Here is a 24,603-nt window from a genome sequence, read left to right on the forward strand (position 1 = left end):
TTCAGTGAAATTCAAACCGCTTAGCGGTGATCTCAACCCCTTTGCAATTACAGGCAGGAAGGCCTACCAACAAACAACAAGTTTGGATGTCATCATGACTTTGCTATTTTCGTTTACCACGCTGGGCGTGAATCTTAAGCTGGGCTTTCATTTTGCGCTTTTCTGCCGAACGTCCACTAGAGCGGCGCGGTGAATTTTCCTCACGAACCTCTGGGCTTGGCTCAAAACCTTTCAGCCATTCTTGTGGAAGACGCGTGTTCAGTAGACGTTCAATCGCTTCCAATTGTGGTGTTTCATCGTGTGACAGCAGAGAAACCGCCAAACCGACTAACCCTGCGCGGCCAGTACGCCCGATACGGTGCACATAATCTTCCGCTTTAAACGGCATGTCATAGTTCACCACTTGCTCAAGCTGGGCAATGTCTAACCCACGCGCCGCCACATCGGTGGCAATCAAAGCTCGGACTTTACCGGCTTTGAAATCATCCAGCGCTTTTTGGCGTGCGCCTTGGCTTTTATCGCCGTTAATCGACACCGCTTTGATGCCATCCAACTTCAGCTCTTCAGCAAGAGCATCGCTGCCTTGACGTGTTTTGGTAAACACCAAAACTTGTTGCCAGTTTTTAGAACCAATCAAATAAGACAACAGTTCGCGCTTACGCTTTTTATCCACCGGATAAACCATCTGTTGAACCGTTTCTGCCGTGGAATTCGATGGCGTCACTTGCACTTCGGCCGGATCACGCATAATGCGATAAGCCACCGCTTTGATTTTGCTATCAAACGTTGCAGAGAAAAACAGCGTTTGACGCAGTGGCGATAAACGGCGCAGCACGCGCTGGAGATCCGGCATAAAGCCCATGTCGAGCATGCGATCCGCTTCATCAAGCACCAAAACTTCAACTTTGCCCAAAAACAGCGATTTCACATGGGCGTGATCGAGCAAACGACCCGGTGTCGCAATCAAAATATCCACACCGCCGCGCAAATGATTGAGCTGAACCTTCATACTCGTGCCACCATAAACGGCCACGATCTTAAGTTCAGTCCCCTTTGCGTAGGCTTGCATGCTATCCAGCACTTGCTGGGCTAACTCACGAGTTGGCACTAGCACTAACGCGCGGATCTCTTTGCTGTTTTCTTCCCGTACCCAAGGCTGTTCAATAAATCGTTGGATCAAAGGCAGACCAAACGCTGCCGTTTTTCCCGTTCCGGTTTGCGCACCTGCCAGCACATCTTTTCCTTGCAATACATAAGGAATCGCTTGCTGCTGGATCGGGGTGGGATTGACGATCCCCAGATCGCTCAACGTATTCAGCAAATGAGGATCTAAGCCGAGTTGCGAAAAAGTGATGGGGGTTTCTGACATGTCGCGTACCTAATGAACTTTTGGGGCGCGGATTGTATCAAAGTGTACGGCGTTTGGCTTTCTCTAAAACATCAGGATAAAGCGCATCAAACAGCGCTTGTAACTCGGTGTAATTTTCCTCAAGTGCCGCCGCGCTGTGGACTAAAGGCTGCATCCGCTCACTGCGCAGAGCCATTCGGCTAAGCGCATAACGAATATTGGCAAATTCTGCATACGATTCAAGCCATTGGCCTTGCCACATGGCTTGATTCACGCGCACAAAACGCTCCGGTAACGCCTGTGTACTTTCTGCGGTAATACCCTGTTGTGCGTGAGTTAGAAATTGCGCTAAAGCCTCCTCATGCCAACTCGACCAAGTATTGACTAAGCAGTGATCCCAAAACAGATCCAAAGCAATCGGAGCAAAGCGTTGCAATGGTGAGGGAAATAAGTGTTTAGCGGCTTTCATCACTGGGTGACTATCGGTGTAGGCATCAACCCAGCGATGTAAACGGATACCTTGCACCACATATTGTGGATACTGAATTGTCGGATCACCTTTGACAAAATCACCCAGTAAATTGCCTAGCAAACTACTTTCACAGTGATGGGCAATGTGCAGATGGGCAAGAAAATTCATATGAAGTGTCACATTCGGCTTTAAACCGAAGTGGGAAGATTATGCAGGTGAAACGTCTGACGACTCTTGTTGTTCTGCTTGGTAACCGCTTAGCGTAATACCAATCTCCATTGCATCAAGTAGCTCTAGACATTCATCATTATGGCTGTGGTCACTCATGGTTGACCTCCTTAGTTAACGCTTTTTATCCTTTTAACCGTTTCTGATTAAGGTTTTATGACAACTCCTTTCAAAAACGCTTTTAAGGTTTACCACACTCATCGCGAACTACCAAGGTTTCTTTCGGCCATAACTCTCACACACCACAAGTGTAAATATTAAATTACACTATCGGATTTAAATTTTTACAAACTGATTGACGCAAATGGAAAGCTTCTACAGAATAGCCAAAAACTAGCGAAACAAGATTAAATACTGATTAAACTTCGCACAAATCACTAAACACAACATCACATAACGTAAAAAAGAGTTTACAAAATGGCACAATCAAAGCTTTTAGGCAGTACTTTGATTATCGCGGGCACCACGATTGGTGCAGGAATGCTAGCTCTGCCTCTGGCTTCCGCAGGTATCGGTTTCTCTACATCATTAATCATTATGCTGGGCTTGTGGATGCTGATGGCATTTACCGCACTGTTGATGGTGGAAATCCACCAGTACGCAGAAAAAGAAGCCACCTTGCATACTCTTGCTAAGCAAATCTTAGGTGACAAAGGCAAATGGGTAGCCACTTTTGCCATGCTGTTTCTGTTTTACTCACTCTGTGCGGCTTACATTGCGGGTGGTGGTGCGCAATTTACCCAACGCATTTCTGATTTCACAGGCGTTGCGGTAGAAGGTTCAAGTGGTACTTTGTTGTTTACCCTAATTGTCGCCTTAGTCGTTACCATTGGTACTGGCACCGTGGATCGCGTAAACCGCGTTTTGTTTGCAGGAAAAATGATTGCGATGGTGGCAGTGCTATTTTTCCTCGCTCCTAATGTTTCTCACTCTTACCTGCTGAGTATGCCGATTGAGCAAGGTTTAGTGGTTGCGGCAATTCCGGTTATTTTTACGTCGTTTGGTTTTCACGGTAGCATTCCTGCGATTGTGAATTACTTGGATGGCGATACCCCTGCCCTGCGCAAAGCAATTCTCATTGGTTCTGCGATTCCACTCGTGATCTACATTTTCTGGCAACTGGTGACTCTTGGTGTAGTAAGCCAATCAGCCCTACTCGACAACATGGGTTTAACCGCGCTGATCGGTGTGCTATCGACCACGGTTCATCAATCCAACCTAAGCAATATCATTGGCGTATTCGCGGATCTGGCTCTGCTGACTTCCTTTTTAGGCGTAAGCTTAGGCTTGTTTGAATTTATGGGTGATTCGCTGCGTAACAAACAAGGCAAAATGAACCGCCCTCTGGCTTCTGTCGTCACCTTTTTACCACCACTGATCTTTGCGCTGTTCTATCCACAAGGTTTCATTATGGCTCTGGGTTACGCGGCGATTGCCCTCGCGATTCTGGCCATCTTTTTACCTTTGGTGATGGTAGTGAAAGTACGTACTCAAGCCACCAACCAACATTACCAAGTGATGGGTGGCAATATCGCACTCATGGTGACAGGATTGATTGGATTTTTGATCATTGGTGCTCAAATCTTTATTACGCTTGGTGTGCTACCTGCACTGGGCTAAGCAAAACCCGTCACTCGCAACCTGTAACCCAATACAACAACGCCCATCAATTCGATGGGCGTTGTTGTATCAAACCATGATGCTAATGCACATTCTGGGTGCTTACGCTTCCGGATAACCTTGTGGGTTATTGGACTGCCAACGCCAAGTATCTTGGGTCATTTCATCGAGAGTGCGGGTGGCTTTCCAGCCAAGATCTTGTGCAGCTTTGCTCGGATCTGCCCAACACTCAGCAATATCCCCCGGACGGCGATCCACAATACGGTAAGGCACTTCGCAGCGAGAAGCCGCTTCAAACGCTTTCACCATTTCTAACACGCTGTAGCCATTCCCCGTACCGAGGTTGTATATGTGCAAACCCGCTCGGGAACCTACTTTCTCTAGTGCAGCAATATGACCATCCGCCAGATCCATCACATGAATATAGTCACGCACACCCGTGCCATCTTTAGTTGGATAATCATTTCCAAACACAGACAGAAACTCACGACGCCCTACCGCCACTTGCGAGACAAACGGCATCAGGTTATTTGGGATACCTTGCGGGTCTTCGCCAAGCTCACCTGATGGATGAGAGCCTACTGGGTTGAAGTAACGCAGTAACGTAATGCTCCAATCAGGATTGGCTTTTTGGAAGTCGGTTAAACACTCTTCGACCATCAACTTGCTGCGGCCGTATGGGTTGGTCGCACTGGTCGGGAAGGATTCCGTAATTGGCACCGAAGCCGGATCGCCATACACAGTGGCTGATGAACTGAACACCAGCGATTTGACACCCGCTTCACGCATAGCGGCCACCAGCACTAAAGTACCGTTGACGTTGTTGTCATAATACTCAAGCGGTTTTTGCACTGATTCACCCACGGCTTTTAAGCCAGCAAAATGCACCACAGCTTCAATGTGGTGCTGCTTCATCAGCTCAACCAACAAGGCTTGATCACGAATATCGCCTTGCACAAACAGCGGACGAACACCGGCCACTTTTTCAATACGTCCTAGCACTGTCGATTTGCTGTTGTAGAGATTATCGAGGATCACTGGAGTCATGCCCGCTTGGATCATCTGAATACAGGTGTGACTACCGATATATCCCATGCCACCTGTCACTAATACTTTCATGCCTAGCCTCCTTATTTTTCGGCGATTGTAACGGCATTTTACGCTTCGCCAAAGCACTGATGTCTCTAGATATATAAACAGGCTGCACTATACCTGAAGAAACCGCTTCAGATTTGAGATCTTCCCTAGAGTTGCGTGCAACGTTGCGGAGCATTTAACAAAAACCATTTATTCCCAACAGAAAAATGAGCGTTAAGCGGTGAAATTCGGCTGACGACATCTCGCTTTTTCGCTACCTTAACGCACAGAATTGACAGAAGGATGTACAACAGTGAGCAAACGGACAATTCAACTCAATTGCGATATGGGTGAAAGCTTCGGTATTTGGACCATGGGAGCCGATGAAGACGTGATGCCTTGGATTGACATGGCCAACATTGCTTGCGGTTTTCACGCCTCGGATCCTCATGTTATGAGCCGCACAATAGATTTGGCGCTGGAGCATGAGGTGATGATCGGAGCCCATCCTAGTTACCCAGATCTGCAAGGTTTTGGTCGTCGTTCGCTGGCAATGAGCGAACAAGAAATCAGTGAAATCATTCTTTATCAGGTTGGGGCACTGAAAGCGCTGTGTGAAAGTAAAAATGGTCAGTTGAGTTACGTGAAGCCTCATGGTGCATTGTATAACGACATGATGAGCGATCCCAGTATCTTTCGTGCGGTGGTCGATGCGGTTTCCTGTTTTAATTTGCCCTTGATGGTACTCGCCTCTGCCAACAACCAAGATTATCTCGATATTGCCGATCGCTTTGATGTACCGCTGCTGTTTGAAGCCTTTGCTGATCGTACTTATCTCGCCAATGGGAAACTGACACCACGCTCGCAGCCCAATGCAGTTCTTACGACTGATGAAGATATTTTGAGCCAAGTGCGGCAAATTGCTCGCTACGGTAAAGTCACCAGTTCAGATGGTTTTGTGATTCCGATTGAAGCCGATACCTTATGTGTACACGGAGATAATCCAAACTCGATTGCTTTGATCGCGCGAATTCGTGCCGCGTTAGATGAATAAACCATGTCCATTCCATTTCAGATTGAACCGATTGCCGAAGGCAGTTTACTGGTGCGCTTTCAACATCCAGCCAATGCAACTTTAGCGATTCATATCGGCGCATGTGCTCGTGACATCATGCAGAGTTTTGCGCATGGACTGATGAATGTCACGCCTTCCTACACCACTTTGCTGATTGACTACCTTCCCTATCGTTTAGCACAAAACGATCTGATGGCTCAGTTGACTTCCCTGCTAAACCAACCTCGGCAGGTGAATCAAACCAATGCAAATATCATTGAGTTGCCCGTTTACTACCATCCCGATGTGGGGCCCGATCTCACCCGCTATCACGAGCAAGGGCTTTCATTCTCAGAGGTTATCCAGTTACATACTTCTGTGACCTACACCGTATGCGCGATTGGTTTTGCACCGGGTTTTGCCTTTATGACAGAAGTGGCTGAAGCGCTACACCGACCTAGACGCACCTCGCCGCGTTTGATGCTACCGAAAGGCAGTGTGGGCATTGCCGAGAATCAGACCGCGATTTACCCCAACGCCTCACCAGGTGGTTGGAATATTATCGGTAACTGTCCGGTGAATTTGTTTAACCCTAACCAAACACCAATGTCACCGTGGCAAATTGGTTCTCAAGTGCGATTTCGTTCTATTGAACGAGAAGAGTTTGTTCAGTTAGGCGGCGTCATTCAGCCACAACGTTTTCAGTAAGGAAGAAAGATGCAAGGGATGCTAAAGGTGCTCAAGGCTGGGCCAATGACCTTACTTCACGATTTGGGACGTTATGGCTTCAGTCATTTGGGGATTAGTCCATCCGGCCCCTTGGATGAATACGCTTACAGCTGGGCGAACCATTTGCTTGGCAATCCAGTCAATCAAGCAACATTGGAGATCACTTTAGGCCCTGCAGAATTTCGTTTACAGCGCGATGCGCAGCTCGCAATCACAGGTGGCGATCTCAACGCGACTCTTGATGGTGTTCCCATTCCGAATTGGAGCCGCTTTTATGCACAGAAGGGGCAAATTCTGCGCTTTGGTCTGCCACGTAACGGACTCCGCGCTTATCTCGCGGTTCAAGGTGGCTTTATGGTAACGCCGCAGCTTGGCTCAGTCTCGACTCATATTCGACAAGGTTTAGGCGGTTTTCACCAACAAGGGCAAGCGTTACAGCAAGGTGATGAGTTGGCCTTTGACTCCTTACAAATCGCCTTAAAACCCGCACATATGACCTTCCGCTTCCGTCCTGATTACAACTTGCCTTTGCGGCTCAGAGTCATTGAGAGTTACCAACATAGTCAGTTTTCCCAATCGGCAATAGAGTGCTTTTATCACAGCAAGTTTGTGGTGACGCCAAACAGCGATCGCATGGGTTACCGTTTGCAAGGTGAAAGCGTGACACCGCCAGAAAAGCCTATTTTATCGGAAGGGATTGCCTTAGGCGCCATTCAAATTCCACCCAACGGACAACCGATCATTTTGCTTAATGATCGACAAACAATAGGTGGCTATCCCAAATTCGGTTGTGTGGCGAGAATTGATTTACCCCGTTTAGCACAAGCTAAACCGGGGCATTCCGTACAGTTTGTCGCTGGCGATCTCACAGGACTACAAGCGGTATGGTGCCGATGGGCGCGTTTTTTCGGTTACTGAGTCTGAGGTTACTGAACCTTTCTGATTACCGTTTTATAGCCCGTACACTTTGGCTAGTGCTGTGGGGTAACCACGCTCTTGGGTTAGAGTGATAGCATGCTGTTCAACCTGTTCTGCCGTTAACGTCATGCTCAGCGGATGTTCGTTTTCGATGGAAAACGCTGTTTGAGTTGGTCTCAGTTGCCACACTTTCACCAACTGCCGAGCCGCACGCAATGCAGAAGATCCCTTCACGACTTCTAATCTCGCGTAGTGATTCGCTTCAAAACTGACATCCGCCGCGCGCAACGTCACATCATCACCGGGAATTTGCTGCGCCCCAAACAATGGCGTTCCTGCGTATTCTGCATGGCCAAACGCAGGTACAAACCGGCTCATGTGTTCAATAGCACGTAGAGTTCGCTCTTGTTGAGCGACCATCGGCCAACCGCGTGCAATTTTATGCTGTAGGTAGCTCGGTAATTGAGGCTGCGCAGAATCAGCACTGGAGGCCACTAGGCCATCAGAAAATAGAGTGATCGCTTCTGTCATACCGTGCAGCTGGAACGTGCCATCCGCATAAGGCGTTAACTGCGCCATGCCATTCTCACTGCCACGCGGCCCATGGAAGATCACTTCCGGCCACCATTGATGACACGCAGGCCAATGGGTCACATACGCAGCTTTAAACTCCACCAAACGCTGTCTAGGGTGGCTTGCCATATCGTCCACCTGTCCGGTTTCAAAGCCACACGCATTGACCAGATAATCGACGTTCTGTGTATAGCGCTCACCTTGTGCATCCTGATAGGTTAACTGCCATTGGTTCTCTTGATACTGCGCATCAACAAGCTCAGTACGTAGCATCACTTCACAATTAGGCAGTGCAGCAAGCGTGAGATCCACACTCGCCGCGAGACGAAACACGCTCCAACCATACTCTTGCACCACTGGGTATTTGAGCTGATCCAAATCCGCGTTTTGCGCAAAAGGTATAACCCAATCGTCATCACTGCGTGGCGGGTTAGGCTGCTCCGCTTGCGCGAGATGATCCAACTCTTCACGCTGATAAAGGCGGTAATAGTTTTCGACTTCACCCAACACTTTATTAGCCGGATCCTGCTCTACCCTCTGCTGGTAAGCATTTTGAATGGTTGCCAGTCGCGGCAAAATATCTTGAGGTTCACCAGGATCCGATTTTGGAATGGTGATAAGGGTTGGACGCACATTCAAGGTGTGTGGATAAAGACGAACGGTTTCAATTGATTGTTCAAGCAAATCAATACACTGCTGCTCAGAGATTTCTCGATAGAGATTTCCCCCCGCATGCAAATGACAAATCGGTGGTCCGCTGACTAACCCCGCACTTTTTTCGATTAACAGTACATTCAATCCAAGCTCCCCCAAGTGAACGGCCGCGGTTGCACCAGCAATACCGCCACCTATGATAGCAATTCGGGGATCTTGAGATCTCAATGTCATATTTTACCTACAGTTACATCAAGGCGAACAAAAGTGGCTGCTATTCTAAAGGGTATGAAACGTTAATAAAATCACATTTTTTACGCGGACTTATCCTTTGCGGATCACTCAGTCCTGCCCAAACAGATCGCGGGTATAAATTTTGTCCTGCACATGGTCGATGGTTTGCCATTCAGGGTCATTTGCAATCCTCATGCTTGATCCCTTCACTTGATGCCCTAAGACGTTTCAAGTTTTACCATGCCATAAAAAATTGACGATTGAGTGACTGCAAATCGCTTGCCGAAAAGGTCCTGAAGAAACAAAAACAACCTGTAACATAAGGATTTTTGATCAAACGCACTCGGGCTAAACAAAGACGGTTTTAAGCCGAAAAAATATAAAAAAATGCTTGACTCAAATTTGCCATTATTGAGTTTTCATCACTTTGTGAATAACCCAATCTCGCAAACCTCGGCCACTACGGGGCTAGCACTTAGTCACCCCGAAATAGCCTCTTTACTTATCCCAGAAGTTATCCACTGATTTTGTGGATAACTAACCCATTTACCTAATATCTCAATCACTGAACGCTTTATTCACGGGGGCTAACAGCCGTTTGAGCATACTGCTCACAACCACCGCAAGTGTGCAAAAAGTCAGGGCGGGTAAAGCCAACCACAACACCATATGCAAACTGGGATTTAAGCTAAATCCCCATTTCATCACAGCTGCAACAACCAGATCGGCACTCAAACTCGCCACGAATCCGCCGACCAATGCCATCACCCCATATTCGGCCCAAATGGTGTGTACCACTCGACGGCGACTCGCGCCTAAAGTGCGGTATAAACGAATTTCCTGCTGACGTTGACTGAGGCTTAAACGCAGTAAAGTGAAAATCAACAGAACTCCCGCCAATACTCCAAGCGCAGCCAGAACAGTCACAGACCACACTATCTGCGTCAGCAAAGCTTGAATTTTTGCCCCCATAGTGCGGATATCCATCAGGCTCACCGTGGGATGTTGACGCGAGAGTTGACTTAGCAATGCATCATGCTCGGGCAAAACGCGAAAGCTAATCAAGTAACTCACGGGCAGATTTTGCACCACATCGGGGCTAAAAATGAAGTAAAAATTGGGCTTCATTTCCCGCCATTCCACCTGACGAATGGTGTTCACTTTTGCGGTCACCACTTGGCTATTTATCGTGAAACTGAGCGTATCACCCAGCTTGAGGCCAAGATCGCTCGCCACTTCTTGCTCCACTGACACGCCATTGTGGCTTTGCCATTCACCTTGCAAAATCGGGTTGTAATCGGGTAGCTGTTCAGCCCACGTTAAGTTCAACTCTCGGCGCAGCGCATCGGAACTCTCTTCTCCATTCTGGGCATAGTGTTTGGCTTCTTGCCCATTAATATGGGTTAAGCGGCCACGCATAATCGGGTACGCTGCCGAGCGTTCAATATGGGCATTGTCTAATGCGGCCAGATATGTGGTTTTTTCCGACTCGCTGATATTGAGTGCGAATGCATTCGGCGCATTTTCGGGCAGCGTACGTTGCCAATCTGAGAGTAAATCGGTACGCACTAACCAGATGATCGCCAACAGCATCAAAGAGAGCGCTAATGCGCCAAATTGTAAACCGCTAGCCGTGCCAGAGCGATTAATTCGGCTTAATGCTAATGCCATCGGTGGATTTAACGGAAGCTTAGCGAATAAACGAGTGACCACCACACTCACCAAAGCCAACACCACAAACAGGGCAACAATCCCCATCAGCACAATCCAAATCAGTTGGTTTTGCCAATACACCAGTAGCAGGGGTACGACAGGCACCATCATCAGCAGCAGATTACGTTGCCAACGCCGCTCAGGTTGCACTGGCTGCATCACCGCCACGGCACTCACCGACAATAAGCGGCCAAGCGGAATGCCCAAAGCAGGAACGGCAATCAATAAACTACTGGCAAGTGCAATCCACAGAGGACGTAAACCGTAACTGGGGAGCGGATCTGGCAATAAATCTTTTAGTGGCAAACGTAGCAGCGACTCCAACCCAACACCAATGATACCGCCCAACACCACCGCAAACGCCAGCAGCAAAAAAACTTGCAACGCTAACCAACGGCGTAACCACTGGCGACTTGCGCCAAGACTTTTGAGCATTGCGATGGTGTGCATTCGAGTGGAAACATAATGCTGACAGGTCAACACCAAAGTAGTCGCCGCCATCAAGATCACAATCGCCACCGTCAACGAGAGATATTGTTGAGTGCGCTCAAACACTTCATTGGTGCGGCTCGCACTCTCTTGATCACGCCAGCGATCACTCGGTGTTAAATTAATCTCTTGTTTAATCGCCTTAATCACCGAATCATCACCGGTAATAAACAAGCTAAATTGCACACGACTACCGGGTTGAATCGCCCCGGTTTTGGCGATATCCGAAGCATGAATATAAACCGAGGGCATTTGTTGGAATGGGTTAAAACTTAGCCCAGGCTCTTCGAGCACTTCACCACTCACCACAAAATCCGCATCCCCTATCGTGACATTGTCACCGATATTCACACCCAACTGGTCTTTCACTCTCGACTCTAGCCACAGTTGGTTAGCACTGACGTGATTCAACACCTGTAGGCCATCACTCAAACGCATTTCGCCACGCAGAGGGTAAGCACTATCTACGGCTTTGACCGTCACTAACTGCATACCTTGATCACTGAACGCCATCGTGGCGAAACGGGTCATTTGCGAAGTTGGTGTGGCTTGCTTAGCCGTTAAAGTTAATAGCGATTCCGGCAGTGGGTTGGCAGAGACAAACACGGTGTCCGCAGTTAAAGCATCGCGCCCTTGCTTAACAATCACTTGCTCCATACGTTGTGCCAGTGCCGTTAATGCAAAAATGGAGGCGATAATCAAAGTCAGCGCCACTGTAACCGGCCACAACTGCCCGTGACGAATTTCACTCAAACTCCAGCGCAATAAACGGCGATTCAGCGCCGCAGAGGGCAATGCCGTCATACTCGCTCCTCCAACTCACCCGCTTGCATGAAAAATCGGCGCTGGCAGCGCTGCGCCAGTTTCGGATCATGGGTCACCAAGACTAATGTCGTGCCATGTTCACGGTTGAGTTCAAACAACAGGTCAATCACTTTCGCGGCGGTTTCTTGGTCCAAGTTTCCAGTCGGCTCATCGGCGAACAGCACTTGCGGACGAATCATAAACGCGCGAGCAATCGCGACACGCTGTTGCTCACCACCGGATAATTGCGCAGGAGAATGGTGTATACGGTGTTCCAACCCGACCGATTTCAGTAACATTTGCGCACGTTCAAGATCTTCCGCCTCACCTTTAAGCAAACAGGGCAAGGTCACATTTTCCAACGCCGAAAGGCTTGGGATCAGCAGAAAGCTTTGAAATACAAACCCGACCGATTCACTCCGCAGCGCTGCACGCGCTTCATCATCAAGCTTTGATAATGGCTTACCCAGTAAATTAACTTCGCCTTCACTGGGTGTATCAAGCCCCGCCAGTAGCGTCATTAAGGTGGATTTACCGGCGCCAGATGCTCCAACAATCGCTACACTTTCTCCCGCCTGAATCGAGAGATTCACCTGTTTGAGGATTGTTAAATGTTCCTGATTGGTGGAGACTAGCTTGGATAATGACTGCGCTGAAATAATGGATGTTTGCATGACTCGACGACTTTCCTTTGTGTTTATTCTTCTTTTTTCCGCTACGGTGAGCAGTAAAACCCTGTTGATCCTTGGCGATAGTTTGAGCGCGGGATACGAAATGCCCATCGAACAAGCGTGGCCCAGTTTACTGGCAGACGCACTGGCTGAAAAAGGCAAAACAGTATCCGTTGTTAACGGCAGCATATCCGGCGACACCACAGGTAACGGATTAGCTCGCCTGCCTTCGCTACTGACTCAACATACCCCAGATGCGGTACTGATTGAGCTGGGCGCAAACGATGGTTTACGCGGCTTTCCTCCAAAAACGGTAAGCACAAACTTAGCGACCATGATTGAGCAAATCCAAGCTCAGAATACGGCTGTAATTTTAATGCAGATCCGTATACCACCTAACTATGGCAAACGCTATAGCGATGCTTTTTATCAAGTGTATCCAAATCTAGCACAGCAATTCGCTATCCCACTCATTCCATTCTTTCTTGAACAAGTGATCCTCAAACCAGAATGGATGATGAGTGACGGGCTACATCCCAAAGCAGAAGCTCAGCCTTGGATTGCCGACTTTGTTGCTGAACAAATCGCCAATGATTTGTAACACCATCCACCTATTTACTGGTTTAGCTCAATAAAATTTACTCAGCTTTACGTTACTTTTGGCTTATTCCCTACAAATAGGTGACCATATGCACATCAAACCACTCATTCAAGGTGTTGTTGCTCGCAGCGCCCACCCTTATGGCTGTGAGCAAGCCGTTTTACAGCAGATCCACTACGTTAAGCAGACCAATCCGATCAAAGCAGAACCAAAGCGCGTGCTAATTTTGGGGGCCTCCTCCGGTTTTGGATTGGCTGCACGAATTGCGCTTACCTTCGGTGGTGCCAAGGCGGACACGATTGGTGTCTCTTTTGAACGCGCACCCAGCGAAACTAAAACTGGCAGTGCTGGCTTCTACAACAACCTTTTTTTTAAGCAATATGCAGAGCAAGAAGGCCGTATTGCGGTCAACTTAGAAGGCGATGTGTTTTCTGCAGAAATGCGTGAACAAGTGGTTGAGGCAATTGAAACTTATTTTGAAGGTGAAGTGGATTTAGTGATCTACAGCATCGCGAGCGGCATGCGCCGCAAGCCTGATGGCGAATATTGGCGTTCTGCCATTAAACCCATTGGTGAAGCGGTCTCCGGCGCATCCATCATGTTAGACAACGATACTTGGACTGACACCACTTTAGAGCCCGCTACAGAAGAGGAAATCGAAGGAACTCTACGCGTAATGGGCGGCGATGATTGGGAAAACTGGATTGATACACTCATCAATGCAGAATCACTCGCTGAAGGCTGCAAAACCATTGCTTTTTCCTACATGGGGCCAGAAGTGACACATCCAATTTATCTAGATGGCACCTTGGGGCGCGCCAAAATCGATCTTCATCAAACTAGCCATTCACTCAACCTCAAGCTCGCTAATTTTGATGGCGGTGCGTATGCCGTAGTATGTAAAGCCCTCGTCACCAAAGCCAGCGTGTTCATCCCCGGTTTAACCCCCTACCTTATTGCTCTATATCAAGTAATGAAAAGCAAAGGCACTCATGAAGGCTGCATTGAGCAAATGCAACGTTTGTTCTGCGACAAGTTGTATGGTCACTCCCGTATTCCTGTTGATAGCGAGCGTCTGATCCGCATGGATGATTGGGAAATGAATCCCGATACACAGACGAAAGTGAACGAATGCTTACGCCAAATGAATGCCGACAACTTCCAACAATTGGGGGATTATTCCGGATTTAAGCAAGAGTTTATGCAACTGAATGGCTTTAATTTTGAACAAATTGACTATAACCAACCTGTTGATATGCATAAATTTATCCACAAAAACTGATACCGTATTTTGTTTTAATTTTGAGAATTCTTTTAAGCTAATCGATTTCGTTCTGCCATTCTGAATAGCTTTTGTTAGAGTGACTGACCATTGAAAAGGCACTAGAGTATCAGTTCAGTCACTCTAATTGCATTGGTGAATCAATCGCGAACTACACTTTAGAGTGAAAATAGTTCCCCTTTACTTCACCGATTGACGTAATAATTAAGCATAGAAGTAAGCACAGATAGACTCACTGAGGTATTCCTATCGTTCAGGTTATCGATAAGCAACAACGCCCTATTTCTAATGACAAAATGCACTGTATTTTACCGATTCAACTCAAGGATTCATTAATGGCACCAATCCTTCCACAATCGCTGACGATACCTTCAACGATGCTAGAAAGTTGGCAAAACATGTTGAATTTACTTGCAGAAATGCTCAAGGTGCCAGCCACAATGATCATGCGTGTTCGCCATCAAGACATCGATGTTTTGTGCAGCAATACAGGAAGCGATAACCCTTACCCAGTCGGGATGACTGAGCGCTTAGGCAAAGGTTTATACTGTGAAACGGTCATTAATACGCGCCAGCTCTTGATCGTCACCAACGCTGAACGCGATCCTCTTTGGAAAGACAACCCAGACATGGAATACGGCATGCGAGCTTACTGTGGTGTTCCATTACAATGGCCAAATGGAGATCTTTTCGGAACATTGTGTGCCACCGATCGAGAGGAGCACCATTTTCTCACCACTGACCAGCGGCTTCTACACACCTTACGCGAGTCAATAGAGGCACAATTGCAAACCCTTTACCAACGTGAAGCACTGCAGCAAATGAACCAAGATCTCCATTTTAAGGTTCACAACAAAATGCGCAGTATTGCCTCCTTGAACCAATCGCTCCATCAAGAAATCGATAAACGTCGCGCCGCAGAACAACAAATTGAATATCAGCGTAGCCATGATGTCGGAACAGGCTTTCTAAATCGTAGCGCCCTAGAGCTACAGTTAGAACAATTCTTGGCTCAACCAGATGTAAACGATGAACTTGCAGTCATACATATCGGGTTTGCCAACGCACGTCAGTTACAAGCTCGTCTCGGCTATCACCTTTGGGATGACGTTTTAAAACAGTTAAGAGAAAGAGTAGGCCCCTTTGCCGAAGCAGAACTGATGACTGCACGCCCGACATCCACCAATCTCACCCTCATATTGAAAAGCAGCCAGCTTGATCTGCACCTCAATCAACTTTGCCATAAGCTTATCCATGCTGGGCAAGCTCAGTTTCAGGTTGAAGAGACTCAGGTTCACCTTAACCCCTACATAGGCGTTGCTCTCTCCCGTGAAACGCTTGATCCACAGCAACTGCTGAGCCATGCCGTGAGTAGCATGCTGGCATGTAAAGATTCTGGCTATAAAGTTTTTTTCCACTCCCCCGCCTTATCGGATAACCATGCACGCCGCAACCAAATGGAAAATTACCTGTTACAAGCCGTGCGCAATAACCATCTCTCACTCTACTTTCAGCCGAAAGTCAGTGTTAAAACACAGCGTTGGGTTGGTGCAGAGGCATTGCTGCGTTGGAAACACCCTGTACTTGGCGAGTTTTCTAATGAAACGCTAATCCATATGGCAGAGCAAAATGGATTGATTTTTGAAGTTGGCCACTTTGTACTGCGCCATGCGATTAAGACCGCCAGCGAATGGTTATCTATTTGCCCATCCTTTCGCATCGCCATTAATGTTTCTTCGGTTCAGCTTAAAAATAGCCATTTTGTCGACCAAATTCGTGAATTGTTAACACTCTATCAATTCCCAGCCGAGCAGCTAGAACTGGAAATCACCGAGAGTGGCCTGATTGTCGATGAACCGACAGCAAGCAATATCCTCAACCAACTGCATTCGATTGGCGTCAAACTGTCACTTGACGATTTTGGAACTGGTTATGCCTCGTTTCAGTACCTGAAAAAATTTCCTTTTAATGGCATAAAAATCGACAAAAGCTTTCTGGAGCAAATCGCACACTGCGAAAGTGATCAAGAAATCGTACGTTCCATGCTACATGTAGCCAAAAAGCTCAAACTTAACGTGGTAGTAGAAGGGATAGAATCAGTACAGCAAGAACAATTTATTTTGGAACATGGCTGTTATGTCGGCCAAGGCTTTTTGTATGGTAAACCTATGCCAAGTGAAGTGTTTGAACAAAAATTAATACACCACGCACACTTGATCACTAAGCCCGAATAAATTCTCAATCGGTTGTCGTAAACGCCGTGATTCGCTTATCATTCCTTTACTCTTCAGTGGGCGCTACCTATAATCGCGCTCCTCTTTTTCTTTCCCTATGAGCGATAATCGAGATGGATCGACTAATTGCAACACTAAAAAAACTCGAAAAGCAGAACTATCGTGCTTATCAGCAGATCAAAGGTCAGTACGACTTTGGTGACTTTACTCTGTTCATCGACCACATTCAGTCTGATCCATACGCTTCAGCCTCTCGCCTGCGTGCTACGCGCGCTTGGTCGTTGACTGGTTTAGATTGGCTAAGAGAGAAATCGCCTGCTTACCAAATGGCGGCTCGTGATTTTATCGCTCGTGCATTTGCAGAGTTCGCAAAACAAGACAACAGCTTATCCATCGCGATCAGCGGTCAAACGGTTCTCGACAGCACTTCTGTACTGTTCAACGAGGATGGCATCGAACTGCGTTTTCGCATGAGTATGCCGGCAGAAGGGCGCGATATTCTTGCGAAAAAAGCACTGAATATTCTGACCTTCCACCTGCCTAAATACATCCGCCGTGCCACGCTGGAGCGCGAACTGGATAAAGCCGCGTTGCTGCACCATTGCGAAATTGTGGAAGACCAAGAAGCAATGCGCGCACAACTTGACGACCTCGGTTTGGTCGCTTTTGTAGCTAACGGTAGCGTACTGCCACGTTTAGCAGGTAACTGCGATCTGCCCATGAAAGATGCCGTCCCATTCCAAGCGCCGCAATCCCTTGAAGTAAGACTCTCCACACCAAACCAAGGTGAGTTGGTAGGTATGGGGATTCCACAAGGGATCACCTTGATTGTCGGTGGCGGTTTCCACGGTAAATCAACACTGCTTACAGCTCTAGAGCGTTCAATTTACAACCACATCCCTGGTGATGGCCGTGAGCGCATGGTGACGGATTTGAAAGCCATGAAAATCCGTGCGGAAGAAGGTCGTTGCGTACACAACCTGAACTTATCCAACTACATCAATCACTTGCCTATGGGTAAGGATACAACGGATTTCAGCACTCAAGATGCTTCAGGTTCAACATCGCAATCGGCTTGGTTGCAAGAATCGATTGAAGCGGGCGTCACCACGTTACTGATCGATGAAGATACCTCCGCGACCAACTTCATGATCCGTGATGAGCGTATGCAAGCCCTTGTCAGCAAAGGGGAAGAACCGATTACACCGTTAGTGGATCGTATCGGTCAATTGCGTGATGACTTGGGAGTTTCCACACTGGTGGTCATGGGGGGCTCTGGCGATTATCTGGATGTCGCGGATACCGTGATCCAAATGCATGATTATCAACCGCTTGATGTGACTGAGAAAGCGCGTGAAGTCATTGCACAGCATCCGACACAACGCCGCAATGAGTGTGAAACACCACTCGCCACATTCACACCGCGCGCCCTTAACTGTGTCACACTGCAAAAACTACTGTTAGACGGCAAGTTCCGTGTTTCAGCCAAAGGTTTGGATGCACTGCGTTTTGGTAAAGAATTCACCGATATTTCAGCACTTGAGCAGCTCCAAAGCTCAAGTGAAGTTAACGCTATGGGTTGGCTATGGTTCCAGCTCGCGCAACTGCCGGGATGGACGGATAATCCGGCTAAAGCAATGAGTAAAATGATCGAGGACAACTGGCATGAATCTATGCCAAACCATGGCGATCTGGCGAAACCACGTATTATCGATACGATGGCTGCACTCAACCGTATGCGTAAAGCGCAATTTAAAGCCTAAGCGCCAACTGTAGTTGGTTTACAGCGAAAGCGTCTAACAATAACGCGACCAACGATGGGTCGCGTTATTATTTCTAATCTTGCCTCAAACCTTGAACTAAAACTCCTGCCTGAGCACGTTCCAAGCTTCACATAAGATCCGAAAGCGCTCCGCATTACCATTATCCCGATCGGGGTGCCAACGCAAAGCAAGCCTACGCCATGTTTTGCGGATCTCCACCGCACTAGCCTCTTCCGTCAATTCAAATAATCTCAGTGCCTGAGCTCGATTCAGATCTTTTCCGTTATGGCTACCAACAGAGCGGCGATAACGTGTCCAAAACTCATTCAGTAAACGCTTCACTTCACCTTCATCGGCTTCATAATTCATCCACTGGGTGTAGTAATCTCGTAGCGGATCATTGATGTCGATGTCATGAAACTCACTGTGCATCATCGGCATTAAAATGATGTTCATCGCCTCAACTTGTAACCACTTCTCTGGATGCAATGTTTCTTGCAGTTGGTAAAGCGCATTCATGATCAAAAAATTGCGCTTAAACAAATCCTTCTCTGGTTGAGCATCCAAAACAGGCATGATACCTAGCTCACTCAAATGAGCTGCCAAGGTATGCACTTTCCAGCCCGATGGCTGATGTTTCAACACCTCAAAAATCGGCCACAGCAGCGGATTTTCCATATAGGTCTGAAACGTTGCCGCAAGTTGATGGCTGTCTGACATAAAGTTTCCATTCCGATGAAATACAGTAATTCAAGACCAATCTACCCCATTTGTCACTACGGTGAAATGGTAAATTTGGTTTGTGTGAAGCTCAATCAGCGTAAGGCTTCCAAGCGATTTTTCTGACACTAAAAGAGCCAGTATTCTGGCGTTTTAACTCATGCACTAAATTACAATTGAACAACGTTCATAATGATGGCAGGATACTCCACATTCCATTGACGGAGTAAAACAGCATGCCCTTATCACGCCCCCTTATCGGATTAACTTTGCTCTACAGTTTTGTGTTTGTTTTTTCGGCTATCGCTCCCTCTTCCCGAGCAGTTTGGTTTGCAGAAATCATCCCAGCCATCTTAGTGTTAGGGAGCATTTGGTGGTTCTCTTTACGTAGCACATTCAGTACGACCGCCTACATGCTTATGTTTATCTGGCTCTGCTTGCATACCATTGGCGCTAAATACACCTTCGCTGAAGTGCCTTTTGATTGGTTCAATTCAATGATCGGTTCAACACGCAACCAGTTTGACCGAGTCGCACATTTTTCGATTGGACTATACGCTTACCCGATTGCAGAATGGTTATTGCGTAAACATCACACCAAACCTTGGCTTGCCTATGGTTTTGCTCTATTTAGCATTATGAGTCTTGCTGCGGGCTATGAAATTATTGAATGGTGGTATGCCGCCCTTGCTGGAGGGGAAGAAGGTATTGCGTTTTTGGGCTCACAAGGTGACATCTGGGATGCGCAAAAAGATATGCTGTGTGACACCTTAGGTGCGCTCACCGCACTCACTTTGCTGGCTTGGCAACGTATTCATTCTTAAGCGGTAGTAGTCTGTTTTAACCAAGCTAAATAGGGTTCAAAACCTTGTGTAATAGGCAGTTGAATAATTTGTGGGATTTCATAGCAATGTAATTGCTCAATCGCCTTTTCCACTGCGAAATAACATGCCGTTTGAGTTTTTATCACGAGAAGAAACTCATTATCTTGGCAATAATTGCCCTCCCATAAATAGTGGCTTTCAATCGGTAAAATTTGAACACAAGCGGCAAGCTTGTGTTCAAGCAAATGCCGAATCATTTGTTCTGCGTTTTGTTTATTGTTTGTGGTTGTCAACACTACACAATGATCGTGATTCATAAAGGCCCTTTTCACTTGGCAATCAATACAGTCATGCTCCAGCTTTTCACTTTCGTTATTTCAATCCAAAATTTCGAGAAGGCACGCCAAGAACATGAGCCATGGCAGGCTTTACATGTACTTTATATGAATTGCATCTCATTTTTGGAACAAAGATGATAAAGCTGAATAACAAGTTAACGGAATATGTTTATGCTAAATACAAATATAACAATACATCGAAGCTTGGCGTTATCCATACACGTTAAAGCGTAATACAAACTCTTTTTGCTGCTGAGAATACTCAATATGAATAACTCTATTATCGAAGAAAGCATCGAATGCTGCCCCCTTTGCCAACACGACGAATTTTTCATTTCTGCTGATAAAGAAAAATTCTTCTGTGGTCAATGTGGCTTCCATACCAACTCACTCACTAGCATTCAACCAATGCTTGCTGCTCGAGCTAACCTAAGTAACCGTTTTGTCCACCTCGGAGTCAAAACACGCCAGTAATTCAATCGAGATCCTCGTGAGCACACACTTTATCGCATTTACCATGGTAAATGCGATATACCCAAACGACTTTGAGTCACCGATAGACAGTAAGTGATTTATAAATTCTCTGAAACACCTAGCCTGCAACCAATTTATACCGCCGTTGGATAGCGCCTTTGGTAAGAGCCTTTGGTAAGAGCCTTTGGTAAGAGCCTAGTATGGCTCTCATACTCCCAATCAGCATAAAGACACTATGTGATTAGGACATACGAGCGTAGCCAACATCACTACCGCTTAAATAGGAAAGAAACACGATTGACTAAGCTGATTGGCGCATAGGGTGAGCACCTAAGAAATCAGCTAATTGGAGCAGATTAGTCAGCTCGATGACTTGAGTGGAGTCGCTGCGATTTTGCGGATTTAACGGGCTTAATTGAAACGTCAACACTCCGGCATTCAGTCCGGCTTCAACGCCTTTCGGTGTATCGTCTACATAAATACACTCATCCAGTGTAAAGCCCATATTCATGGCGCAATAGCGAATAAGATCGGGTTCTGGCTTCCAGCTATTGGCATCAAAAGCCGAAAAAATCCTGCCTTTGAAATAATGCTCTAATCCCGCCAAAGTCAACGTTGTAGTGATTTTTTCTCTAGGAGCATTTGAAACAACGCAAAACTCAATTTGATTACGTTTCAGATAATGAAGCAAGGCGCGAGCCCCCCCCATTGGGGACAATTTTCGACTAAACATCGCCGTCACCGTTGCACGGTAACGCTGTTCAAGCAAATCGATATCCGCCGTAACCTGCGCAAGTTGACATGTTGCCATTAAAATATCGGCAATTTTGCCTCCCGCGAAATGCTCCGAAACTTGTTGGTAAGTGAGAGCTGCCCCCATTTCACCAAACACTTGCACTAAGGCTTCGCAGCACAAACGTTCGCTGTCGACTAAAGTACCTTCACAGTCAAAAATGACGCATTTCACTTTGGGTTCAGTCATTATTCATCCCTCCATCCTAATAGCAGTGTATATCTCAATGTGCTACTAAAAAGGATGGAGTTAACAGAATGGTAGAAATCAATGCATGAGTGTGCATAACTTCTACTAGCATCACTCTTTTCTAGTGAAAATAATCGTCAAAGCTCGATATAAGGGAGTGCTCCACTGTTCGTCATCGATTGCCATTTTGCAAACAGTGCATGGGCAAATGCTTCACGACTATCAAACAAACTGTTGGTTTTGACGACAAGGTCCGAAAGCAGCACGCTCTGCTCGTACTCCGTCACCATTCCGGCCGCAACGGGTTCACCAAGATGGAAACCAAGAAATAGCTGACATGGCGGCGAGTAAATAATCTGAGTGAAGAATTCGACTAAGCGTTCTTGATGATGCTTTTCTTGGCTACGTGTAGCTTGCAATAGTGCAAACCATACTGTTAAACGATGGAAATCGACCAAATAGATCTCTTGCAGCAACTGTTCATCACAGGCCTGTGGTAGGAAAGAAGTGACTTCAGCTTGCTGGCTTAGTGATTGATAAATATCGCGCCCTTCTAAACTTTCGGCGGTCGGGAACTCGACATCCACCTGACTACATAACCAGTGATTTTTGGCAACAACCACAGGTGAGGGAGAGTGAATCATAGCGGGACTTCTTCTTGGTTGGTGAAGCAACTTCATTTTCTATCCGTTGCAGTAACGGCAGCATACTCATCCAACCCTCATGCGACAAGCTTTAATCCTTTATAAGTTGGAATCAGTAAACCAATTCGCTCCGATTGAGACGGAAGGCTGCACTGCCGTTCGAAAATCAGTATGATAGCGATACTTAAACTGAACGGAACGTCATTATGCTCAATCCTATTCGTACTGCCTTGCTTCTTTCTTTCGCGTTTGTATTGAGTGGTTGTGATCGCTCAGAAGTCGGCGATGTCAGCCTCGGTATGTTTACTTTGAAAGATATAAAAATCAACAACTTGAATGATCCGATTGTCACTGGCGTCACTTGTCATGTCGCGAGTATTGAAGCCGATTTAAGTCTGGCCGATCCTTCCGATTCTTCGATTTCATGCCGCCAAACTGGTGAAATAACGCCAGAGATGATCGCCCAAATTGATAAATCTGCATCGGGCGAAGTCGTGTTTCAGAAATCTAAAAGTATTTTCTTTAAATCAATGAAGATTCGCCGCATTTTTGATGCTAAAAACCAAACCCTGATGTATCTCTCCTATTCTACCAAAGAGACCTCCGGTAGCTTCAAACACAGCTTATCCACCGTTCCTTTATGGGGGACGAAGGCTTATAACGCTTTCCCAGAAACACAGGCGAAATAAGCAAAAACCGACAGTCTGAGGTGCATTTGACATCACCTCAGACTGTAATAAAAATGAAAGTAATCTTTCATAACTGTGATATGATGCGCGAAAATTTTCAATCAACACTTTCAATATGAAGTTTCCCGGCCAGCGCAAATCTAAGCACTATTTTCCAACTCACGCCCGAGATCCACTCGTAAACCAAATTCAGCAAACTCCGAAGCTCCACCGCCCAACCATTGTGGGTGTGGGTCAGACCATTGTGGATATTGAAGCTCGTGTCGATGACGACTTCCTTGCTCGATATGATCTCAGCAAAGGCCACTCGCTGGTACTGGAAGAGAGTAAAGCGGACGAACTCTACGAAGAATTGGTTGAACGTGGTTTGATCACTCATCAATATCCGGGAGATACCATTGGCAATACATTGCACAACTATTCTGTTTTGGCGGACAGCAAATCGGTTTTGCTAGGTGTAATGTCAAAGAATATCGAAGTCGGCTCATACGCTTATCGTTACCTGTGCCGAACCTCTTCACGCATGAACCTCAACCATCTGCAAACCGTGGATGGCCCAATTGGTCGTTGTTATACCCTGATTTCTGAAGATGGCGAGCGTACTTTCGCGATCAATGAAGGGCACATGAACAAGCTGCGCCCAGATAGCATCCCAGAAGAAGTGTTTGAAAAAGCTTCAGCTCTGGTGGTTTCATCTTATTTGATGCGTGGTAAGCCAGAAGACCCTATGCCACAAGCGGTACAACGCGCCATTGAAATTGCAAAGGCACACGGTATTCCCGTGGTGCTGACTCTAGGCACAAAATATGTGATCGAAGGGAATGCCGAGTGGTGGCAAAACTACATGAAAGAGCATATTACCGTTGTTGCGATGAATGAAGAAGAAGGCGCTGCGCTGACGGGTGAACGAGATCCACTGCTTGCCGCTGATAAAGCTCTGGAATGGGTTGACTTAGTTCTATGCACCGCTGGCCCAGTGGGTTTGTACATGGCAGGTTATATTGACGAATCAGCGAAGCGCGAAACAGAGCTACCATTGCTACCGGGTAATATTCCTGAGTTTAATAAGTACGAATTCAGCCGCGCAATGCGTAAAGAAGATTGCCGCAACCCGCTGAAAGTTTACTCTCATATCGGCCCATACTTAGGCGGCCCATTGGAGATTAAGAACACTAATGGTGCTGGCGATGGCGCACTTTCTGCATTACTGCACGACATGGCGGCAAACGCGTATCACCAACGTAATGTGCCGAATTCTGCCAAGCATGATCAGCCATATTTGACCTATTCCTCGCTCTCTCAAGTGTGCAAATACGCAAACCGCGTGAGCTATGAAGTGCTGACTCAGCATTCTCCACGTCTGTCACGGTCGCTACCTGAACGCGAAGATAGTTTGGAAGAAGCGTACTGGGATCGTTAATCACTATATGGTGAAAACAACGCTCCTGTTAGTGACTCTAAAGTAATA

22 protein-coding genes are annotated in these 24,603 nt (G+C 46.8%); 12 read left to right on the plus strand and 10 right to left on the minus strand.

Annotated elements, in window-relative coordinates:
- Positions 1-103 precede the first annotated feature (103 nt).
- On the minus strand, positions 104-1,369 hold the full coding sequence (locus tag VOA_RS06060) for a DEAD/DEAH box helicase (RefSeq protein ID WP_000005285.1): 1,266 nt from the start codon (positions 1,367-1,369) through the stop codon (positions 104-106).
- A gap of 37 nt (positions 1,370-1,406) precedes the next feature.
- Entirely contained in the window at positions 1,407-1,988 is a 582-nt protein-coding gene (locus tag VOA_RS06055; RefSeq protein WP_001009836.1) for an acyl carrier protein phosphodiesterase, read from the minus strand.
- A 477-nt stretch (positions 1,989-2,465) separates the two neighbouring features.
- On the opposite strand from VOA_RS06055, the gene VOA_RS06045 reads away from it, so the two are divergent.
- A complete protein-coding gene (locus tag VOA_RS06045; protein WP_000079229.1) occupies positions 2,466-3,668 on the plus strand; it encodes an aromatic amino acid transport family protein in 1,203 nt (400 codons plus the stop codon).
- A 102-nt stretch (positions 3,669-3,770) separates the two neighbouring features.
- On the opposite strand, the gene galE is transcribed toward VOA_RS06045, so the two are convergent.
- Positions 3,771-4,787 carry a UDP-glucose 4-epimerase GalE gene (galE, locus tag VOA_RS06040; RefSeq protein WP_000866941.1) on the minus strand — a complete coding sequence of 339 codons (1,017 nt, stop codon included), beginning with the start codon at positions 4,785-4,787 and terminating at the stop codon, positions 3,771-3,773.
- 271 nt (positions 4,788-5,058) lie between these two features.
- Here galE and VOA_RS06035 point away from each other — a divergent pair, with 271 nt between their 5' ends.
- The 3 genes from VOA_RS06035 to VOA_RS06025 are packed head-to-tail and all read left to right on the plus strand — an operon-like array spanning position 5,059 to position 7,446.
- The gene (locus VOA_RS06035) at positions 5,059-5,799 is read left to right on the plus strand and encodes a 5-oxoprolinase subunit PxpA (RefSeq protein ID WP_032468322.1); all 741 of its coding nucleotides are present in this window, start codon (positions 5,059-5,061) and stop codon (positions 5,797-5,799) included.
- A 3-nt stretch (positions 5,800-5,802) separates the two neighbouring features.
- On the plus strand, positions 5,803-6,507 hold the full coding sequence (pxpB, locus tag VOA_RS06030; protein WP_000026753.1) for a 5-oxoprolinase subunit PxpB: 705 nt from the start codon (positions 5,803-5,805) through the stop codon (positions 6,505-6,507).
- Positions 6,508-6,516: 9 nt separating this feature from the next.
- Positions 6,517-7,446 carry a biotin-dependent carboxyltransferase family protein gene (locus VOA_RS06025; protein WP_001161813.1) on the plus strand — a complete coding sequence of 310 codons (930 nt, stop codon included), beginning with the start codon at positions 6,517-6,519 and terminating at the stop codon, positions 7,444-7,446.
- 33 nt (positions 7,447-7,479) lie between these two features.
- Here the strand turns inward: VOA_RS06025 and VOA_RS06020 are convergent, their stop codons facing one another.
- From VOA_RS06020 to VOA_RS06010, 3 genes are all read right to left on the minus strand, one after another.
- Positions 7,480-8,907: an FAD-dependent oxidoreductase gene (locus VOA_RS06020; protein ID WP_000175422.1), complete on the minus strand. Its 1,428-nt coding sequence runs from the start codon at positions 8,905-8,907 to the stop codon at positions 7,480-7,482.
- Between the two features lie 558 nt (positions 8,908-9,465).
- Complete coding sequence (locus VOA_RS06015) at positions 9,466-11,913, minus strand: ABC transporter permease (protein ID WP_000126128.1); 2,448 nt, start codon at positions 11,911-11,913, stop codon at positions 9,466-9,468.
- Positions 11,910-12,587, minus strand: coding sequence for an ABC transporter ATP-binding protein (locus VOA_RS06010; protein WP_001194961.1), 678 nt, complete (start codon positions 12,585-12,587; stop codon positions 11,910-11,912). The genes VOA_RS06015 and VOA_RS06010 overlap by 4 nt, the downstream gene beginning before the upstream one ends.
- Here VOA_RS06010 and tesA point away from each other — a divergent pair.
- The 4 genes from tesA (at position 12,586) to VOA_RS05990 (ending at position 18,464) form a co-directional block, all read left to right on the plus strand.
- Positions 12,586-13,185, plus strand: a complete 600-nt coding sequence (tesA, locus tag VOA_RS06005) for a multifunctional acyl-CoA thioesterase I/protease I/lysophospholipase L1 (protein ID WP_000198419.1) — start codon at positions 12,586-12,588, stop codon at positions 13,183-13,185. The two genes, VOA_RS06010 and tesA, sit on opposite strands and share 2 nt — an antisense overlap.
- Before the next feature lie 88 nt (positions 13,186-13,273).
- Positions 13,274-14,467 carry an enoyl-ACP reductase FabV gene (fabV, locus tag VOA_RS06000; RefSeq protein ID WP_000547718.1) on the plus strand — a complete coding sequence of 398 codons (1,194 nt, stop codon included), beginning with the start codon at positions 13,274-13,276 and terminating at the stop codon, positions 14,465-14,467.
- 335 nt (positions 14,468-14,802) lie between these two features.
- Entirely contained in the window at positions 14,803-16,701 is a 1,899-nt protein-coding gene (locus tag VOA_RS05995; protein ID WP_000035275.1) for a sensor domain-containing phosphodiesterase, read from the plus strand.
- A 113-nt stretch (positions 16,702-16,814) separates the two neighbouring features.
- A complete protein-coding gene (locus tag VOA_RS05990; RefSeq protein ID WP_000375445.1) occupies positions 16,815-18,464 on the plus strand; it encodes an ABC-ATPase domain-containing protein in 1,650 nt (549 codons plus the stop codon).
- Positions 18,465-18,560: 96 nt separating this feature from the next.
- Here the strand turns inward: VOA_RS05990 and VOA_RS05985 are convergent, their stop codons facing one another.
- Entirely contained in the window at positions 18,561-19,184 is a 624-nt protein-coding gene (locus tag VOA_RS05985) for a DNA-J related domain-containing protein (protein WP_001284004.1), read from the minus strand.
- Positions 19,185-19,420: 236 nt separating this feature from the next.
- Here VOA_RS05985 and VOA_RS05980 point away from each other — a divergent pair, with 236 nt between their 5' ends.
- Positions 19,421-20,008: a DUF2238 domain-containing protein gene (locus VOA_RS05980; RefSeq protein WP_001131382.1), complete on the plus strand. Its 588-nt coding sequence runs from the start codon at positions 19,421-19,423 to the stop codon at positions 20,006-20,008.
- Here the strand turns inward: VOA_RS05980 and cutA are convergent.
- A complete protein-coding gene (gene cutA, locus VOA_RS05975) occupies positions 20,005-20,325 on the minus strand; it encodes a divalent-cation tolerance protein CutA (RefSeq protein WP_001015093.1) in 321 nt (106 codons plus the stop codon). The two genes, VOA_RS05980 and cutA, sit on opposite strands and share 4 nt — an antisense overlap.
- Positions 20,326-20,613: 288 nt before the next feature.
- Here cutA and VOA_RS0118445 point away from each other — a divergent pair, with 288 nt between their 5' ends.
- The gene (locus tag VOA_RS0118445; RefSeq protein WP_032468323.1) at positions 20,614-20,820 is read left to right on the plus strand and encodes a transcription initiation factor TFIIIB; all 207 of its coding nucleotides are present in this window, start codon (positions 20,614-20,616) and stop codon (positions 20,818-20,820) included.
- Between the two features lie 301 nt (positions 20,821-21,121).
- On the opposite strand, the gene VOA_RS05970 is transcribed toward VOA_RS0118445, so the two are convergent.
- Together VOA_RS05970 and VOA_RS05965 are read right to left on the minus strand one after the other, a co-directional pair.
- Complete coding sequence (locus VOA_RS05970) at positions 21,122-21,802, minus strand: HAD family hydrolase (protein WP_000138675.1); 681 nt, start codon at positions 21,800-21,802, stop codon at positions 21,122-21,124.
- A gap of 137 nt (positions 21,803-21,939) precedes the next feature.
- A complete protein-coding gene (locus VOA_RS05965) occupies positions 21,940-22,446 on the minus strand; it encodes a hypothetical protein (protein WP_000581917.1) in 507 nt (168 codons plus the stop codon).
- Positions 22,447-22,652: 206 nt separating this feature from the next.
- Between VOA_RS05965 and VOA_RS05960 the strand changes: the two genes are divergently transcribed.
- Entirely contained in the window at positions 22,653-23,135 is a 483-nt protein-coding gene (locus VOA_RS05960) for a CreA family protein (RefSeq protein ID WP_000933926.1), read from the plus strand.
- Between the two features lie 115 nt (positions 23,136-23,250).
- Entirely contained in the window at positions 23,251-24,555 is a 1,305-nt protein-coding gene (locus VOA_RS05955; RefSeq protein WP_000671600.1) for an inosine/guanosine kinase, read from the plus strand.
- Positions 24,556-24,603 lie beyond the last annotated feature (48 nt).

It is taken from the genome of Vibrio sp. RC586, assembly GCF_000176715.1.
Taxonomy (GTDB): domain Bacteria; phylum Pseudomonadota; class Gammaproteobacteria; order Enterobacterales; family Vibrionaceae; genus Vibrio.

What these genes read in the sequence shown, in the direction of transcription:
- VOA_RS06060 (WP_000005285.1), bottom strand. Translation starts at nt 1,369, where the DNA reads ATGTCAGAAACCCCCATCACTTTTTCGCAACTCGGCTTAGATCCTCAT.
- VOA_RS06055 (WP_001009836.1), bottom strand. Translation starts at nt 1,988, where the DNA reads ATGAATTTTCTTGCCCATCTGCACATTGCCCATCACTGTGAAAGTAGT.
- VOA_RS06045 (WP_000079229.1), top strand. Translation starts at nt 2,466, where the DNA reads ATGGCACAATCAAAGCTTTTAGGCAGTACTTTGATTATCGCGGGCACC.
- galE (WP_000866941.1), bottom strand. Translation starts at nt 4,787, where the DNA reads ATGAAAGTATTAGTGACAGGTGGCATGGGATATATCGGTAGTCACACC.
- pxpB (WP_000026753.1), top strand. Translation starts at nt 5,803, where the DNA reads ATGTCCATTCCATTTCAGATTGAACCGATTGCCGAAGGCAGTTTACTG.
- VOA_RS06025 (WP_001161813.1), top strand. Translation starts at nt 6,517, where the DNA reads ATGCAAGGGATGCTAAAGGTGCTCAAGGCTGGGCCAATGACCTTACTT.
- VOA_RS06020 (WP_000175422.1), bottom strand. Translation starts at nt 8,907, where the DNA reads ATGACATTGAGATCTCAAGATCCCCGAATTGCTATCATAGGTGGCGGT.
- VOA_RS06015 (WP_000126128.1), bottom strand. Translation starts at nt 11,913, where the DNA reads ATGACGGCATTGCCCTCTGCGGCGCTGAATCGCCGTTTATTGCGCTGG.
- tesA (WP_000198419.1), top strand. Translation starts at nt 12,586, where the DNA reads ATGACTCGACGACTTTCCTTTGTGTTTATTCTTCTTTTTTCCGCTACG.
- VOA_RS06010 (WP_001194961.1), bottom strand. Translation starts at nt 12,587, where the DNA reads ATGCAAACATCCATTATTTCAGCGCAGTCATTATCCAAGCTAGTCTCC.
- fabV (WP_000547718.1), top strand. Translation starts at nt 13,274, where the DNA reads ATGCACATCAAACCACTCATTCAAGGTGTTGTTGCTCGCAGCGCCCAC.
- VOA_RS05995 (WP_000035275.1), top strand. Translation starts at nt 14,803, where the DNA reads ATGGCACCAATCCTTCCACAATCGCTGACGATACCTTCAACGATGCTA.
- VOA_RS05990 (WP_000375445.1), top strand. Translation starts at nt 16,815, where the DNA reads ATGGATCGACTAATTGCAACACTAAAAAAACTCGAAAAGCAGAACTAT.
- VOA_RS05985 (WP_001284004.1), bottom strand. Translation starts at nt 19,184, where the DNA reads ATGTCAGACAGCCATCAACTTGCGGCAACGTTTCAGACCTATATGGAA.
- VOA_RS05980 (WP_001131382.1), top strand. Translation starts at nt 19,421, where the DNA reads ATGCCCTTATCACGCCCCCTTATCGGATTAACTTTGCTCTACAGTTTT.
- cutA (WP_001015093.1), bottom strand. Translation starts at nt 20,325, where the DNA reads ATGAATCACGATCATTGTGTAGTGTTGACAACCACAAACAATAAACAA.
- VOA_RS0118445 (WP_032468323.1), top strand. Translation starts at nt 20,614, where the DNA reads ATGAATAACTCTATTATCGAAGAAAGCATCGAATGCTGCCCCCTTTGC.
- VOA_RS05970 (WP_000138675.1), bottom strand. Translation starts at nt 21,802, where the DNA reads ATGACTGAACCCAAAGTGAAATGCGTCATTTTTGACTGTGAAGGTACT.
- VOA_RS05965 (WP_000581917.1), bottom strand. Translation starts at nt 22,446, where the DNA reads ATGATTCACTCTCCCTCACCTGTGGTTGTTGCCAAAAATCACTGGTTA.
- VOA_RS05960 (WP_000933926.1), top strand. Translation starts at nt 22,653, where the DNA reads ATGCTCAATCCTATTCGTACTGCCTTGCTTCTTTCTTTCGCGTTTGTA.
- VOA_RS05955 (WP_000671600.1), top strand. Translation starts at nt 23,251, where the DNA reads ATGAAGTTTCCCGGCCAGCGCAAATCTAAGCACTATTTTCCAACTCAC.